The organism is Varunaivibrio sulfuroxidans (genome assembly GCF_029318635.1).
Lineage (GTDB): Bacteria > Pseudomonadota > Alphaproteobacteria > Rhodospirillales > Magnetovibrionaceae > Varunaivibrio > Varunaivibrio sulfuroxidans.
In genome coordinates, this window is sequence record NZ_CP119676.1 from 595,207 (window position 1) to 610,847 (window position 15,641).

18 protein-coding genes are annotated in these 15,641 nt (G+C 55.3%); 2 read left to right on the forward strand and 16 right to left on the reverse strand.

Going from position 1 to position 15,641, the window contains the following annotated elements; translation table 11 throughout:
* Window positions 1-31: 31 nt before the first annotated feature.
* Genes nusB through rpiB form a run of 8 tightly spaced genes read right to left on the reverse strand, consistent with a single transcriptional unit; the run spans window position 32 to window position 6,151 of the window.
* Window positions 32-532, reverse strand: coding sequence for a transcription antitermination factor NusB (nusB, locus tag P3M64_RS02680; RefSeq protein ID WP_132938213.1), 501 nt, complete (start codon window positions 530-532; stop codon window positions 32-34).
* Complete coding sequence (ribH, locus tag P3M64_RS02685; protein WP_132938212.1) at window positions 529-996, reverse strand: 6,7-dimethyl-8-ribityllumazine synthase; 468 nt, start codon at window positions 994-996, stop codon at window positions 529-531. The genes nusB and ribH overlap by 4 nt, the downstream gene beginning before the upstream one ends.
* A 2-nt stretch (window positions 997-998) precedes the next feature.
* Entirely contained in the window at window positions 999-2,114 is a 1,116-nt protein-coding gene (gene ribB / locus P3M64_RS02690; protein ID WP_132938211.1) for a 3,4-dihydroxy-2-butanone-4-phosphate synthase, read from the reverse strand.
* Window positions 2,115-2,119: 5 nt separating this feature from the next.
* Window positions 2,120-2,719: a riboflavin synthase gene (locus tag P3M64_RS02695; RefSeq protein ID WP_132938210.1), complete on the reverse strand. Its 600-nt coding sequence runs from the start codon at window positions 2,717-2,719 to the stop codon at window positions 2,120-2,122.
* A gap of 33 nt (window positions 2,720-2,752) precedes the next feature.
* Window positions 2,753-3,904: a bifunctional diaminohydroxyphosphoribosylaminopyrimidine deaminase/5-amino-6-(5-phosphoribosylamino)uracil reductase RibD gene (ribD, locus tag P3M64_RS02700; RefSeq protein WP_243644711.1), complete on the reverse strand. Its 1,152-nt coding sequence runs from the start codon at window positions 3,902-3,904 to the stop codon at window positions 2,753-2,755.
* Window positions 3,891-4,346, reverse strand: coding sequence for a transcriptional regulator NrdR (nrdR, locus tag P3M64_RS02705; RefSeq protein WP_132938209.1), 456 nt, complete (start codon window positions 4,344-4,346; stop codon window positions 3,891-3,893). The genes ribD and nrdR overlap by 14 nt, the downstream gene beginning before the upstream one ends.
* Window positions 4,347-4,371: 25 nt before the next feature.
* Window positions 4,372-5,667, reverse strand: coding sequence for a serine hydroxymethyltransferase (gene glyA, locus P3M64_RS02710; RefSeq protein WP_132938208.1), 1,296 nt, complete (start codon window positions 5,665-5,667; stop codon window positions 4,372-4,374).
* Window positions 5,668-5,707: 40 nt separating this feature from the next.
* On the reverse strand, window positions 5,708-6,151 hold the full coding sequence (gene rpiB, locus P3M64_RS02715; protein ID WP_132938207.1) for a ribose 5-phosphate isomerase B: 444 nt from the start codon (window positions 6,149-6,151) through the stop codon (window positions 5,708-5,710).
* Window positions 6,152-6,569: 418 nt separating this feature from the next.
* On the opposite strand from rpiB, the gene P3M64_RS02720 reads away from it, so the two are divergent.
* Entirely contained in the window at window positions 6,570-7,022 is a 453-nt protein-coding gene (locus P3M64_RS02720; RefSeq protein ID WP_132938206.1) for a MucR family transcriptional regulator, read from the forward strand.
* Between the two features lie 179 nt (window positions 7,023-7,201).
* On the opposite strand, the gene P3M64_RS02725 is transcribed toward P3M64_RS02720, so the two are convergent.
* The 7 genes from P3M64_RS02725 to P3M64_RS14395 form a co-directional block, all read right to left on the reverse strand.
* Entirely contained in the window at window positions 7,202-8,302 is a 1,101-nt protein-coding gene (locus P3M64_RS02725; protein WP_132938205.1) for a branched-chain amino acid ABC transporter substrate-binding protein, read from the reverse strand.
* A 168-nt stretch (window positions 8,303-8,470) separates the two neighbouring features.
* Complete coding sequence (locus P3M64_RS02730; protein WP_132938204.1) at window positions 8,471-8,830, reverse strand: DUF6867 family protein; 360 nt, start codon at window positions 8,828-8,830, stop codon at window positions 8,471-8,473.
* 23 nt (window positions 8,831-8,853) lie between these two features.
* Window positions 8,854-9,564 (reverse strand): ABC transporter ATP-binding protein, encoded by a 711-nt coding sequence (locus P3M64_RS02735; RefSeq protein ID WP_132938356.1) that lies wholly within the window; start codon window positions 9,562-9,564, stop codon window positions 8,854-8,856.
* Between the two features lie 8 nt (window positions 9,565-9,572).
* Window positions 9,573-10,484, reverse strand: coding sequence for an ABC transporter ATP-binding protein (locus tag P3M64_RS02740; protein ID WP_132938203.1), 912 nt, complete (start codon window positions 10,482-10,484; stop codon window positions 9,573-9,575).
* A 1-nt stretch (window position 10,485) separates the two neighbouring features.
* Complete coding sequence (gene livM / locus P3M64_RS02745; protein ID WP_132938355.1) at window positions 10,486-11,907, reverse strand: high-affinity branched-chain amino acid ABC transporter permease LivM; 1,422 nt, start codon at window positions 11,905-11,907, stop codon at window positions 10,486-10,488.
* A 70-nt stretch (window positions 11,908-11,977) separates the two neighbouring features.
* On the reverse strand, window positions 11,978-12,892 hold the full coding sequence (locus tag P3M64_RS02750) for an ABC transporter permease subunit (protein WP_132938202.1): 915 nt from the start codon (window positions 12,890-12,892) through the stop codon (window positions 11,978-11,980).
* A 385-nt stretch (window positions 12,893-13,277) separates the two neighbouring features.
* Complete coding sequence (locus P3M64_RS14395; RefSeq protein WP_132938201.1) at window positions 13,278-13,463, reverse strand: DUF6898 family protein; 186 nt, start codon at window positions 13,461-13,463, stop codon at window positions 13,278-13,280.
* Window positions 13,464-13,818: 355 nt separating this feature from the next.
* Between P3M64_RS14395 and hemB the strand changes: the two genes are divergently transcribed.
* On the forward strand, window positions 13,819-14,835 hold the full coding sequence (gene hemB, locus P3M64_RS02755) for a porphobilinogen synthase (RefSeq protein ID WP_132938200.1): 1,017 nt from the start codon (window positions 13,819-13,821) through the stop codon (window positions 14,833-14,835).
* 115 nt (window positions 14,836-14,950) lie between these two features.
* On the opposite strand, the gene P3M64_RS14400 is transcribed toward hemB, so the two are convergent.
* Complete coding sequence (locus P3M64_RS14400; protein ID WP_132938199.1) at window positions 14,951-15,619, reverse strand: chemotaxis protein CheW; 669 nt, start codon at window positions 15,617-15,619, stop codon at window positions 14,951-14,953.
* Window positions 15,620-15,641: the final 22 nt, after the last annotated feature.

Below are 15,641 nucleotides of genomic sequence, written 5' to 3' on the forward strand. Positions count from 1 at the left end.
TCGTTGTCGGAGGGTTCGAAAACAGGCCCGTTTAGAATTCATCGCCCCGCACGACATGGGCGATCCGGTCGAGAACGCCATTCACCAACGACGGCTCCGACCCGGAGAAGAAGGCGTGAGAAACTTCCAGGTACTCGCTGATGACGACCTTGGCGGGAATGTCTGGGCGGCCAACCAATTCCAAGGTTCCGGCGCGCAGAACCGCACGCAGTAAAACCTCCAGGCGCTCCACCGTCCATTCGCCGCGCAAAGACGATCCCAGGATTTTATCCAGTTCGCCAAGGCGTTCGGTCACGCCGCGCACCAGTTCGATCAAGAAAGTTTGGTCCGGCTCGACAAGAAGCGTGTCGTCGCCGTCGCCAACGCCGATGGACCAGCGGCGCTGCATGAATTCACGCAGTACCGGATCGGCGCCGGCGTGCGATACGTCCATTTCATACAAAGCTTGAACGGCGGAAAGGCGTGCCGCACTTCTCTTTTTAAGCGCGGAAACTTTTTTTTCCGTCCCGGCGGGCGTATCGTTTACGGTCATTCTTCCCTCAGGCGCATGTCACGCTTGATCTCCATCATTCTCACGCAGGCGCGGGCGACGTCGCCGCCCTTGTTTTTACGATCGACCCCGGCGCGCGCCCAAGCCTGTTCCATATTCTCCGTCGTCACGACACCATAGCCCAAAGCGATGGCGTTGTCGTCGGTTGTGAGCGTCATGAGCGCGCGGGCCGATTCCATGCAGACATAGTCGTAGTGCGTGGTTTCCCCGCGAATCACGCAACCCAGAGCGACAAAACCCGTATATTTTGGAGCCTTGGGGTTTTTAATCGTGGACAGCCGCGCGAACTGGATGGCCGCCGGTATTTCGAAAACGCCGGGAACAGCGACACGGTCGTAGGGTATCCCCGCGTCTTCAAGAACCCGCACCGCCCCTTTGACGAGTTCGTCTGCGATATCTTCGTAAAAGCGCGCCTCGACAATCAGGACTCTATCGTCGCCCACCATGGTTACGCCCCTCCACCGATCGGCCGTTGACCGACCACTTTCAATTCATAGCCCTCAAGGCCGACGATCGTACGCTGAGTATTGGACAGCAGGACGATTTCTCCCAAGCCGAGATCACGCAAAATCTGCGCGCCGACGCCGTAATCACGCAATTGCCCACCCGCACCGTCGCCATCGCCCATCTTCGAACGCACTCTCTGCGACAACGTCTCGGGATTGGGCTCGCGCAGCAAAACGATAACGCCGCGGCCCTCGTCGGCAATGGCCCGCATCGCCCGATGCAGTTCATGCGCCTTGCCAGAGGCGGTGTCGCCCAGCACGTCCTCAAGAAGATTCAGCGCGTGCATGCGCACCAAGACCGGCTCCTTGGTGGCGATGTCCCCCTTGCTCAGGACCACATGTTCGGCGTAGTTCAGGGTGCTGACATAAACCGACATATCGAACGTTCCACCGTATTCGCTGTCCAATGTCGTGCTCAAGGTCCGCTCGACCAGGTGATCGTTGCGCAGGCGGTAACGGATCAAATCGGCGATGGTCGCGATTTTCAATTGGTGGGTCTTGGCGAAGACAATCAGATCGTCCATCCGCGCCATCGTGCCGTCTTCGTTCATAATTTCACAGATCACGCCCGACGGGTTCAATCCCGCCAAACGCGATACATCGACCGCGGCCTCGGTATGACCGGCGCGCACGAGGACCCCGCCGTCGCGCGCCTCCAAAGGAAAAACGTGACCGGGCGTGGCGATGTCATGGATTCCCTTGGCGGGATCTATGGCGACCGAAATCGTGCGCGCGCGATCGGATGCGGAAATTCCCGTAGTCACCCCTTCCTTGGCCTCGATCGATACCGTGAACGCCGTTTCGTGGCGCGAACCGTTGTGTTTGGCCATGCGCGGCAGGTTCAATTCACGGACGCGGGCGTTGGTCAACGACAGACAAATCAGCCCCCGGCCATATTTCGCCATAAAATTAATTGCCTCCGGCGTCGCCATCTGAGCCGGAATAACGAGATCGCCCTCGTTTTCGCGATCTTCGTCGTCCACCAAAATGAACATTCGTCCGTTGCGGGCGTCTTCGATAATTTCATCGATAGAGGACAGGTATTGGCGGTGGGGCACGGGGCTTATTCCTTTTCCAAAAGTCGCGCAACGTAGCGCGCCAACATATCGATTTCCAGATTAACTCGGCTGTTGACACCGAGAGACGACAACGTTGTCGCTTGCTGGGTGTGGGGGATGATATTGACGCCAAAGCACGCGCCATCGGTTTCATTAACGGTCAACGAAACACCGTCGATCACAACAGAGCCTTTGGGCGAAATAAATCGGGCCAGTTCGCCGGGCGCGCGAACGGTTATACGCAAGGATTCGCCATCTTCGCGCAAGGCCGTCACTTCGCCAACATCATCGACATGACCGGACACCAAGTGCCCACCAAGTTCGTCGCCAAGGCGCAGGGCGCGCTCCAGATTTATGCGCGCACCCACGGTCCAGGCCCCCATGGTGGTTTTCGACAGGCTTTCGCCCGACGCCGTGACACGAAACCAATCGGGACCCGTTTGCGTCACCGTCATACACGCCCCGGCGCAGGCGATCGAGGCGCCGATATCGATCGTCGTCGTGTCATAGGCGGTGGCGATCGTGAAATGCGCCTCCCGCTTGGAAGACGAATCCCGACGTACATCCCTAAGCGTACCGATATCGGTGATAATTCCTGTGAACATAACGGATGGTCCTTAATAATCTGATCGAGATGTTTAAGGCTTTCGCCGCAAAAATGCCAGCGTATCCACACCGCAGGGAATCACATCTTCAGTATCGAAGCGCGCCATACACGCCAATGTCTCCAATTTCAGCGGGCCGATCGCCGCCAGGCCGTCCGCGCCGATCAGCGATGGGGCCTGGAACCAGGCGATGCGATCGACCAAATTTTCAGCGACAAAAGCGCCGCTCAATGTCGCACCAGCCTCGACGAGGACCCGAGTCAGCCCTCGTTGCGCCAAAATGTGCGCGACCTCGGGAAGGTTTAACCGCGTATCGTTGTCGGGTTTAATGGCGATCATCTCCACACCCACATCCTTCAGGGCTTTGCATTTTTGCAAATTTGCGTCGGCGTGATGGAAAACCCAAAGAGGAACCTCGGCGGCGCTGCGCACCAAGGTCGAACGAACGGGAATTTTCAAAGCACCGTCCAGAACAACCCTAATCGGAGACCGTTCGGACAGCCCGTCAATCCGGCATGTCAAAGAGGGGTCGTCCGCGACCACGGTTGAAACGCCCGTTAAAATGGCATCGTGTTGCGCCCGTAACAAATGCCCACGCGCGCGCGCCTCGGGACCGGTGATCCACTGGCTTTGCCCGCTCCCGGTTGCAATTCTCCCATCCAGGGTCGTCGCACTTTTCAAGGTGAACAAAGGACGTTGGCGGGTAATGCGCAAGAAAAATCCGGCATTGAGATCATCCGCCTCATCTTTCAACACATTGAGCGTGACCGCGACTCCGGCCTCTTCCAAAGCGCGGATTCCCGCCCCGGAGACCCGGGGATCGGGGTCCGTCGTCGCCACCACCACCCTTTTTACGCCCGCGGCGATCAAGGCCGCCGCGCATGGGGGGGTTTGTCCGTGATGGCTGCACGGTTCCAAGGTGACATAGGCCGTCGCGCCTCGCGCCGCCGCGCCGGCCTGACGCAACGCCATGGTTTCGCCATGAGGGCGACCGCCCGCCTGTGTCCACCCGCGTCCGACGACATCCCCATCCCGGACAAGCAAACACCCGACGGCAGGATTGGGATGCACCCGGCCCAGCGCGCGCCGGGCCAGCCCCAGGGCGACGCGCATATAGCCGCGCTCGTGCGCGACATGAGGGGAACTCTTCGCAGAAGCGCTCCGCAATGGATCAGGTGTCGTCACTGAGACTCCCGACGAATTCCTTGAAATCCTTAGCCTCGTGGAAATCGCGATAGACCGAGGCAAAGCGTACATAAGCCACTTGATCGAGACTGGAAAGGTGATCCATGATCATTTCTCCAATCACTTTAGTCGGAATTTCATTTTCGCCCAGCGTCTCCAGGCGACGCTGAATCGAGTTAACGATACGTTCCACTCGGTCGTCATCGATCGGACGCTTGCGCAAGGCGACCCGCATCGAACGCATTACTTTTTCGCGATCGAACACCGATTTTTCGCCGCTGCGCTTGACCACGGTCAGCTCGCGCAGTTGAACGCGCTCAAAAGTTGTAAAGCGCGATCCGCACGACGGGCAAAAACGCCGCCGACGAATAGTCGCATTATCTTCCGTCGGTCGCGAATCCTTGACCTGTGTGTCATCATGCCCGCAAAAAGGACAACGCATGGCTTAATCCCCTCCCGTTGGTACCTCAGTGACCGCCATAAATCGGAAATTTGCGGCAAAGATCGGCGACCTTCTCGCGAGCGGCGGCCTCGGCCGCCCCGTTGTCGCCCGGCGACGCCAAGCCGTCGAGCACGGCGCCGATCATGTGCCCGATTTGTTCGAACTCGGCAACGCCGAACCCTCGCGTCGTCCCCGCCGGCGTGCCCAGGCGGACACCCGAAGTCACCATCGGTTTTTCCGGATCGAAGGGAATGCCGTTCTTGTTACAGGTCATGCCGGCGCGCTCCAGACTCGCTTCGGCGTCCCGTCCGGTCAGTTTCTTGGGGCGAAGATCAACCAAAACGACATGGGTATCGGTTCCTCCCGAAACGATGTCCAGGCCATTTTCGATGAGAACCCTGGACAAAACCTGGGCGTTATCGCGCACGGCCGTGGCGTAGGTCTTGAATTCCGGCCTGAGGGCTTCGCCAAGGGCGACCGCCTTGGCGGCGATGACGTGCATCAACGGACCGCCCTGCAATCCCGGAAAAACCGCGGAATTAATTTTTTTGCCCAAATCGAGATCGTTGCTAAGCACGATCCCGCCGCGAGGGCCGCGCAGGGTTTTGTGTGTCGTCGATGTAACGACGTGGGCGTGCGGGAGCGGGCTGGGATGAACCCCCGCGGCGACCAGTCCGGCGAAGTGCGCCATATCGACCATTAAAAACGCCCCGACCTCATCGGCAATTTCACGAAACCGTTTGAAATCGATAACCCTTGGATAGGCCGACCCACCGGCGATAATCAATTTCGGCCGATGTTCTTTCGCCAAACGCGCCACCTCATCATAGTCGATCTGGTGCGTGTCCGGCGTCACGCCGTATTGAACGGCGTTGAACCACTTTCCGCTTTGCGCCGGAGGCGCGCCATGAGTCAAATGACCGCCGGCGGCAAGAGACATCCCCAAAATGGTGTCGCCCGGTTTAAGCAACGCCATGAAAACGGCGCCGTTGGCTTGGGCCCCGGAATGCGGCTGCACATTCACATAAGCACAGTCGAACAATTCTTTCGCCCGTTCGATGGCCAGACTTTCGGAGACATCGACAAATTCACACCCCCCATAATAACGACGCCCCGGATAACCCTCGGCATATTTGTTGGTTAAAACCGACCCTTGGGCCTCCAATACCGCCCTGGAGACGATATTCTCGGACGCGATCAATTCGATCTGATCCTTTTGGCGATCCAACTCACGAACGATCGAGGCAAAAACCTCGGGATCGCTTTCGGCGAGGGAACGAGAGAAAAAATGATTTTGTGTATCCGAAGAATAATCGGTCATAGGGATATTCCTAAGCAGGGATGATGAGGCTATGAGATTGTCACCGTGGATCGGACAACTGGTCCACACGGCGCGCATGACGGCCGCCTTCGAACGAGGTTGAAAGGAAAATTTTCAGACAATCGACGGCCAAATCGGGGCCGATCATACGCCCCCCGAAACAAATCACATTGGCGTCGTTGTGCTGTCTGGCCAAACGCGCGCCCAGACCGTCGTGGATAAGAGCGGCGCGCACCTCGATGAAACGGTTCGCGGCGATGGATATTCCGATTCCGCTGCCGCAGATCAAAATTCCTCGTTCAGCGTCGCCGTTTTTTATGGCCCTGGCCATGGCGTATCCGAATTGCGGATAGTCCACCGATTCGATGGAATTGGTGCCCAAATCGAGAACATCCCAATCCAGGTCGTGGACGGCATTCATCAGAGTGTCCTTAAGATGAAACCCACCGTGGTCACAAGCGACGGCGATTGTTGAGGAGGCCATAATTCATCCCTAAATACCGGTTCAAGAGAGGGGCTACGCCGTCTAAATACCATATCTCGAATCTCTCTGCCAAGCAGCCACAACGTTTCGTGGGCTGAATGTTCTTCAAAGTCGGGATATTAGGTATATCAACCCATCTGAACGTAACCTAAAATTATTGTTACGGCACTCAAACGAATACACTGTTACGTTAAAAATACAATCATTTGACCTTATATAAACGATTTTAACCACAAGAAATCATACCTACCCCATATCTATTCATATGCGATGATTGAAAATTTAAGAATTTCATATTTTTTTTAAATGGAATATTTGACACTTCTATCGATTAAAAAGTATAAAGGTATAGTAAACTTCTATTTGAAGTAGCAATAGACCGCTACTCATAAAACCTAGAGTGAAAAAGTCACACGCTATGAACGAAAAAGTTACGCCTCCTGATGGAAGCGCAGAGGCCCTGAACGATATTGTGCGTTTAACCGCCGATATTGTTGCCGCATATGTCGGACAAAACCAGGTGCCTGCGGCCCAAATACCAGATGTTATCAAAACGGTTCACACGACATTGACTTCGGTCTGCCAACTTCAACTTCAACCCCAAGTACAAGAACAGCAAAAGCCTGCCGTTCCCGTACGCCGTTCGATAACTCCGGATTTTATCATCTGTCTCGAAGACGGAAAAAAACTCAAGATGCTCAAACGCCATTTGCGAACAGCCTATGGCATGACGCCGGAAGACTACAGGGCCAAATGGAACTTGGCGCCCGATTACCCAATGGTCGCCCCTAACTATGCGAAACGCCGTTCAGATTTCGCAAAAAAAATTGGCCTTGGCCAGCAAAGCGCTAAAGGGGCGCTCAAAAAGTAACCAGGCTTAGATATGGTCATCGTGACCATTTCATGACAGCGTTCGCCAGTATACACAGCCAACACTAATTTTCTGCATGAATGACGGTGAACGATGCATATAAAAAGGCCCGGGTTGATTGTCCCGGGCCTTTTTGACCATACGATCGGTCACGTTTGCGTGTGCGCGAAGCAAAAACCTTACTTCACGTAATCGTATTTACCGTGAGACCACTTGTAAAAAACGTAGCCCGGCGCGGTGACGTCGCCTTTGGCGTCAAAGCCAATATCGCCCAAGACGGTTTTGAATTTCCCTTTGTGCAATTCGGCGGCGACTTTATCGGTGTCCGTGGAACCGACCGCGGCGACGGCCTGGACCCATGCCTGGATTGCGCCATAGGTATACAGGGTATAACCTTCCGGATCATAACCCGTGGCCTGAAATTCTTTCACAATCGGCGCGGCGACGGCGTTTTTCCGGGGGTCGGGGCTAAAGGTCATCAGGGTGCCTTCGCCGGCGTCGCCCGTGATTTTCCAATATTCGTCGGTCACCAAGGCGTCGCCGGAAACCAGAACCGGGGTGTACCCCTGTTCCTTGGCCTGACGAATGATCAACCCCGCTTCGGTGTGATAACCGCCCAGATAAACAACGTCGATGCCGGCGGATTTCAGCTTGGAAACAACTGCGGAATAATCTTTTTCACCCGCGGTAATGGCTTCATACATCGCCGGCTTTCCGCCTTTGGCTTCGTACGCGGCCTTGGTTTCGTCGGCAAGACCTTTACCGTATGCGGTCTTGTCATGAAGGAAGGCTATTTTCTTGCCCTTGAAGTGGTCCCACAGATAAGCTCCGGCAACGGCGCCCTGCTGGTCGTCACGACCGCAGGTACGGAACACGTTATCGCCGCCATCGTCCGTCAATTTAGGATTGGTGGAGGCCGGCGAAATCTGAAGAACGCCTTCTTCGGTATACACCTTGGATGCCGGTATCGAGGAGCTGGAACAAAAATGCCCGGCCACGAAAACAACACCATCGGCCGCCAACTTGTTGGCGACGGCGACGGCCTGCTTGGGATCGCATGCGTCATCGCCGATTTCCAGCTTCAATTTTTGCCCCAAAACGCCGCCGGCGCGGTTGATATCGGCAACCGCCATCAGGGCGCCACGCTTCATCTGCTCACCAAAGGCGGCGTACTGCCCGGTCATCGGGCCGGCCGTCGCGATTAAAATATCCGCCTGCGCGGTACTCATCGCGGCGGCGGAAACCACACCCGCGACGATTAAAGACTTCCAATTCAACATACCAGGTACTCCTCCCTGAGTTAACAGCCTCCTACCCTTCCCCTGGGCTGGGCCAAAGATTGACAGACTCATCGAGACTACGACGAGGGGGACAACAGTATCACGGCTGCGCAACGCAACAACACGCAACACATATCAGACGCGGCGTTTCGGCGTGTATTTTTCGTATTATTCGCCATTGGCCACGTCTGTCTTTTCGGACCATCCAAACAACCCGTTGCGCCGGTAAAGCCAGGGATACTGATTAACCATCACCGTAGCGCGGCTGATGAAATATCCCAGACAACACATCGCGAAAACGGTCAACGTTCCGATCAAAAATCCACTTAAATGAAGCAACGGCCCATCAAACAGAGCATACGTTAGAAAACGCGACGCCAAACCAAGCAAAACGCTGTACGGAAGTATTTGCCACATAGGACGCCACGTCGTGGCGATGGCTTGACCGGTCATGTAGGCGGCGAATCCGATCAGAAAAATGTTCATCCCGATATAAACGAAAAAAGTGGTACCAAGGATGTTGTCCATCAACAGGCTCCTCAACACGGCGCTTATGCGCCGCCCTCCAAATATGCGGCGCGGACTTCCGGGTCGCTAAGCAATTCCGTACCGCTGCCGCTTAATGTAATCAAGCCGTTGACCATGACATACCCGCGATGGGCCAGCTTCAGGGCATGGTAGGCGTTTTGTTCGACCAGAAAGACGGTCATCCCCTGTTCTTTATTCAACGTCTTGATCACCTCGAAAATTTGACGCACCACCAGCGGGGCTAGACCGAGGGAAGGTTCGTCAAGCAGCAACAAGCGCGGTCGGCTCATCAAGGCGCGACCGATGGCCAGCATCTGCTGTTCTCCACCCGATAAGGTTCCGCCGCGTTGATCTTGTCGCTGTTTCAAGATCGGAAACATCTCGAAAACTTTTTCCAAATCATCATCGAAAAAGGCGTCGTCCGTGTTGATCGCCCCCATCTGCAGGTTTTCGAGTACGCTCATGCGCGGAAAAATGCGCCGCCCTTCCGGGGATTGCGCAATGCCCAACGAAACGATGTCGTGTGTCGGCATGGCGGCAATGTCTCGACCCTCGAAAACGATCGAGCCTTGCGCCGCGCGCGGGTTACCGCACAGGGTCATCAACAGTGTCGATTTTCCCGCCCCATTGGCGCCCACCATGGTGACGATCTCACCTTCCTCGACCGTAAGATCAACCCCACGCAGCGCCTCGATGCGGCCATAAAAGGTATGGACGCCTGAAATTTCCAACATCGCCATGCTCAGACCTCCCCCTCTTCCGATTTTGGGGCCGTTTGCGCGGCCTCTTTTTCATGCGCGGCCTTGCTTGCGGCATCCGCGGCGACATCGGGGGGGATATCCTCGCCTTCTTCCTCACCAAGATAGGCGCGGATCACCGCCGGATCATTGCGCACCGCATCGGGCGCGCCATCGGAGATTTTAGTACCATAATCGAGCACGATAATATGATCGGAGATTCCCATCACAACGCTCATGTCGTGCTCGATCAGAAGAAGACCGATTTTCTGTTCGTCACGGATATTGATCAGCAAGGTGTTAAGATCCCCGGACTCTCTGGGGTTAAGCCCCGCCGCGGGCTCATCCAGGCAAAGCAAAACCGGTTTCGTGCACATGGCGCGGGCAATTTCCAGACGGCGTTGATCGCCGTAAGGCAGATTGCCCGCCTCCCAATCCGCGCGGTCGGTCAGGCCGACCTTGTCGAGCCAATATTTCGCCAGTTCCACCGCTTCGCGCTCGGCCTTACGATAGGAAGGAAGACCAAGCAACCCCCCGACCGTAATCCCCGAGGCCCGCATCAGGGTATTGTGCTGGGCAATCACCAGATTTTCCAAAACCGACATCTGAGAAAATAGGCGAATATTCTGAAAGGTGCGCGCCACACCCGCTTTTTGCGGGATACGAAACCCTTCCAGTCGCTCCAAATAAATTTGTCCGCGCCTCGGATGGTTGAGGCCGAGCCGTCCTTCCGAAGGTTTGTAAAACCCGGTCAAACAGTTGAAAAGGGTCGTCTTGCCGGCGCCGTTGGGGCCGATGATGGCTGTGATCTTGCGGTCTTGCGCCTTGAACGACACGTCGTTGATCGCCACCAGCCCCCCGAAACGCATGGTCAGGTGCTCGACGGTCAATAGCGGTTGTGGATTCGGGCTTGTCATCTCAGTTCCCTCCTCCACTAATTTTGGGGTGCAAGCGCAAGGTCGGTTCGCGATGAGCCAAAATGCCCGACGGTTTCCACAACATAATGAAGACCATCGCACTGCCAAAGGCGAGCATACGGTACTGTTGCAAATCGCGGAAAAATTCCGGCAGCCCGACAAGCAATACGGCGGCGATAACCACCCCGATCTGGCTGCCCATGCCGCCGAGAACGACAATCGCCAAAATCACGGCGGATTCGATAAAGGTGAAACTTTCCGGGCTGATGAAGCCTTGTCGGGTGGCGAAGAACGAGCCGGCGAACCCGGCGAACATGGCGCCGATCGAAAATGCCGTCAGCTTGGTGTTGGTGGGGTTGATGCCCAACGAACGACAGGCGATTTCATCCTCGCGCAGGGCCTCCCAGGCGCGCCCAATGGGCAATTTGCGAATGCGCAAAGTGAAGATGTTGGTCAGCATGGCCAAGGCGACAATTAGGTAATAGAGAAAAATGACGCGGTAAATCGACGAATAGTGCAACCCGAAGAATTCGTGAAATGGGACCATGCCCTCCGGGGCCTTTTTGGTAAAGCTGAGGCCAAACAATGTCGGACGGGGAATATCGGAAAGTCCGTCGGGTCCCCCCGTGAACGTGTACCAATTAAGCAACACGATACGAACGATCTCGCCAAACCCCAAGGTGACGATGGCCAGATAATCACCACGCAGACGCAACACGGGAAAGCCCAGCATAATCCCCGCGAACGCCGCCATGATGCCGGCAAACGGCAGGCACACCCAAAATCCAAGATCGAAATTTTGCGCCAACAAGGCGTATGAGTACGCCCCCACCGCATAAAAGGCGACGTAACCGAGGTCCAGAAGACCGGCTAGCCCGACAACGATATTCAGCCCCCAGCCGAGCATGATGTAGGTCGTCACCAGAACGGCGATATCCAAAATATGGCGATCGGAAAAGGGCATAAAAGGAAGCCCGACGGCGCCGAGAAGCATCAACGGCGTCATATATTTCGACGCCTTGCTGACCTTCGCGCCGAGGTCAATCGGTTTGGTGTCGCGCTCTCCGCGCGTCTGTTTTATGACGGCGCGCAGAAAAAAACCAACCGCCAGCAACGTCACCAACCAATTCATCACCGGATCGTCGTAAGGCAACAAGGCGCCGCCCGTATCAACCAAGCCCAACAATTGCGCGGCCAGGACGATGGCGATGACGGCGGTGATCGCGATCACCGGACGCGGGCGATTTTCACGCATCAGGACCAAGGCGATCCGTCCGATAAAGGTCAGAACGATGGTGGTGAAGACGTACCCGAAACGGCTTACCAGTTCGAGCCCTCCGGTGATGTCGGTAATACGAAAACCGATCATCCCGATGGACAGCAAGAACATCACGAAAGAGGCCAACGCGGCTTCTTTTAACATCGAGGGAATATCAAGTGGGGGGCGTATCACAGAAGAATCCTTCTTATACTTAACCGTATCGACCATGGACCTAGACTTTTTCTATGTCCGGTTTTCCGAGCAAGCCGGTAGGCCGGAAAATCAGGACAAGGACCAAAATGGCGAAAACGGCGACGTCTTTGTATTCAACGGTGAAATATCCCGACCAGAACGTTTCGATCAGACCGATCAATAACCCGCCCAACATCGCGCCGGGCAAAGAGCCGATCCCTCCCAATACCGCCGCCGTGAAGGCCTTCACGCCAGCCAGGAAGCCGATGTAAAAATCAATCACCCCATAGCTGATAAGGAAAATCAGACCGGCGACAGAGGCCAGCGCGGCCCCCATCACAAAGGTCAGGGCGATTGTCCTGTCAACGTTCACGCCCAACAGAGACGCCATCTTCATGTCTTGCTCGCAAGCGCGCTGAGCGCGCCCCAACTCGGTCTTGCTGATGACGTACGTGAAGATCGCCATCAAAATGATGGTAAGGACGATCGTGAAAATTTGCAGATAACTGAGCATGACCGTGAAATTCCCACGATGCATGATCACAAATCCTCCCTCGATCAAAGGCTGCAAGGGCTTATTGCGCGGCCCTTGCGCCAATTGAACGTAATTCTGAAAAGTGATCGACATTCCGATCGCGGTAATCAGAGCGGCGAGCCGTGGGGAATTGCGCAGGGGGCGGTAGGCGACCCGCTCCAAGGCCCAACCGTAAACCGACGTCAGCACCATGGTGACGCCAAGGGCGGTCAAAAGAATCAGGGGGACGGACGCCACGCCAAGGGATTTGACCAACATGATCGTGATCAAGGACAAAAACGCCCCAATCATGAAAATCTCGCCATGGGCGAAGTTGATCATTCCGATGATGCCGTAAACCATGGTGTAGCCGATGGCGATCAAGCCATAAACCGCGCCCAGGGATAAACCGTTGATGAGTTGCTGTGTAAAATATGCCATTTTTATTTCCGCTAAAGGCGGCGACGAGGATAACTTGGGATAAATAAAAACGCCCCCACCGCGCACGGGATCCAACTTCTGGACCACCAGGCACACTCCGTGTCAGGGCGAAAATGAAGTATCCAAAAACATCCAGCGTCCGGCTTTAATCAGTCCTCCCCCATGCGATCTTCACGATCTTCGTTTCATTGATTAGTTTCGTTAATAGCCAGACAACGCAATCATCCGATTGAGATGATGTATCTTCTGTTACAGAAGGTGAAAGCTAATCGTGTCACAGATTGTGTCAAGACAAAATAACAAAACGAAAGGCGCGAAAAAGCACCAAACTCCAACCATAAGACGACTGCGAACAAGGAAAAACACGAATAAAGTCGATTTTTTGTCATTTTTTGCTCAAAACATATTCAAGTTTCCGGACCGCCATACGTTTAAGCATTTCTTGGCTATAGCGGGGGTCGCCAACCATGACAACCTCGGTCCCGCTTTGAGCATCTATCGCCGTAATGCGGAGCGCTTGGCCGACGCGTTGGAATTCGAACAATATTTCACGATTTTTTTTGCTGGGCATGACTATTCACACAAAAAAAGGCACATTCGGAGCGTCACAACGCGGACCAAATCGTAATTTCGAGTACGACGACGGTATTTTATCGGGTGGCGAGACAATGTCAAAAGGGATGCGATTCGGACATGAGAAGGATAGTGGGATACGAAACGTATGCTGTTTTACGCCCCTTCTTCCGTCTTTTTTTTCAAACAATCGTGAATTCGGGGTGGTAAGGGGGGCGGCGGCGCGCACGAAAAAACCTTACGCCAATGGGAGTCTGTTGTTGCGCCTTCTTCGATGATATTTTAGCTCTACAATCCCGGCTTTAAAACGCCCCCAGGCCTTTTTCAAGACTATTTCCAAAGCTGTTTAAGGAATGATGATGACCGACCCGATCCACGGCGGATTTCCCCTGACCCGCATGCGGCGCAACCGACACGATTCATGGAACCGACGCTTGGTTTCCCAGGTGCGACTGGGGATCGACGATTTGATTTGGCCTTTGTTCGTCGTCGAAGGCGCGCAGATTTGCGTGCCCGTCCCCTCGATGCCGGGCGTTATGCGCCGCTCCGTCGATACGTTGTTGGAGGCGGTTCAACAGGCCGTCGATCTCGGCATTCCCGCCATAGCGCTGTTTCCTTGCATTGACGATGCGCGAAAATCTCCCGACGCCAGGGAAGCCTATAACCCGGACAATCTGGTGTGTCGGGCGGTACGCGCCATTAAGGAACGTTTCTCCGATCGGATCGGGGTCGTTTGCGATGTCGCTCTGGACCCGTTTAACAGCGACGGACACGACGGCATTGTCCGCGATGGGCGAATTATCAACGACGAAACCCTCGACGTCCTCAGCCGTCAGGCCCTGGTGCAGGCTCAGGCGGGGTGCGACATTAACGCCCCATCGGACATGATGGACGGACGCGTGCGCGCGATCCGCGAAATGTTGGACGGCAACGGCCACCATGACGTCCGTATCATGTCCTACGCCGCCAAGTACGCGTCGGCTTTTTACGGCCCATTTAGGGACGCCGTCGGCTCGGGCGGCGCGCTGAAAGGCGATAAAGCCACCTATCAAATGGACCCCGCCAATACCGATGAAGCGCTGCATGAAGTCGCCCTCGACCTTCATGAGGGCGCCGACATGGTGATGGTGAAACCGGGATTGCCCTACCTCGACGTGATCCACCGGGTGAAGGAAACATTTCGCGTACCGACCTTCGCCTATCACGTTAGCGGCGAATACGCCATGTTGAAGGCCGCGACCCTTAACGGTTGGCTGGAGAACGATAAGGTGGTTCTGGAAACCCTTCTCGCCTTCAAGCGTGCGGGCGCGGACGGCATTTTAACCTATTGCGCACTGGAAGCGGCGCAATTGATCGGACAAAAAAGATAAACCGCCACCCAACCTACCATCACCACCGGAAAAGGCCGCCTTTGATAAAGGCGGCCTTTATGATTCGCACTGGTGTTTATCTCGGCGTCTATCTTGGGAGCGCCCTTGAGGGATGTCAGGCGTCGCCCTCGGACGCGAAGTTGAGTAACCGTCCAATATCCAAGACAACCATCAAATTTCCATCCAATCGGAAAACGCCGCTCGCATATTCGCGCCAAATCGGATCCAACGTGCTGGGATTGCTCTCGTAACGGTCTTTTTCCACCCCGATCACGTCACCCACGCTATCGACAAGAAGCGTATAAAGCTCGTTCTTGTACTCGACGGTAACCCCCATCATCAACTCATTCTTGGCCCGGGTGCTGGTGGTCATGGATTGGGTGTCCAACACGGCTTCGCCGTCGCTCTTCGCCGGCTCGGACGCGCCATCTTCTTTTTTCTTCTGCTCCGCGGCGTCTTGGTTTTTTTTCTTCACCGCCGCATCTTGAGCTTTCTGCGCGTTTGCGCTGGACCGGCCTTTGATTTCACGGCGCTGCAAACCTAATCGCACGCGCACATCTATGACCGTCACGATCCGGCCGCGAAGATTGATCGACCCACGCACTTCAGGCGGCGCGAGAGGAATCGAGGCAATATTTTCTGGAGTGAGAATGTCTTGAACCTTAAGCACCGGAATACCAAAAAGCTGCCCGGCGATGACGAAGGTGACAAAATCTTCTAAATTTTCACCTCCGACACTCTCAAGCGAGGTTGACCCCGTCGTGGCGACAGCTTGACCCACCATGTCTCGTCCTCCAAAAGCGGCG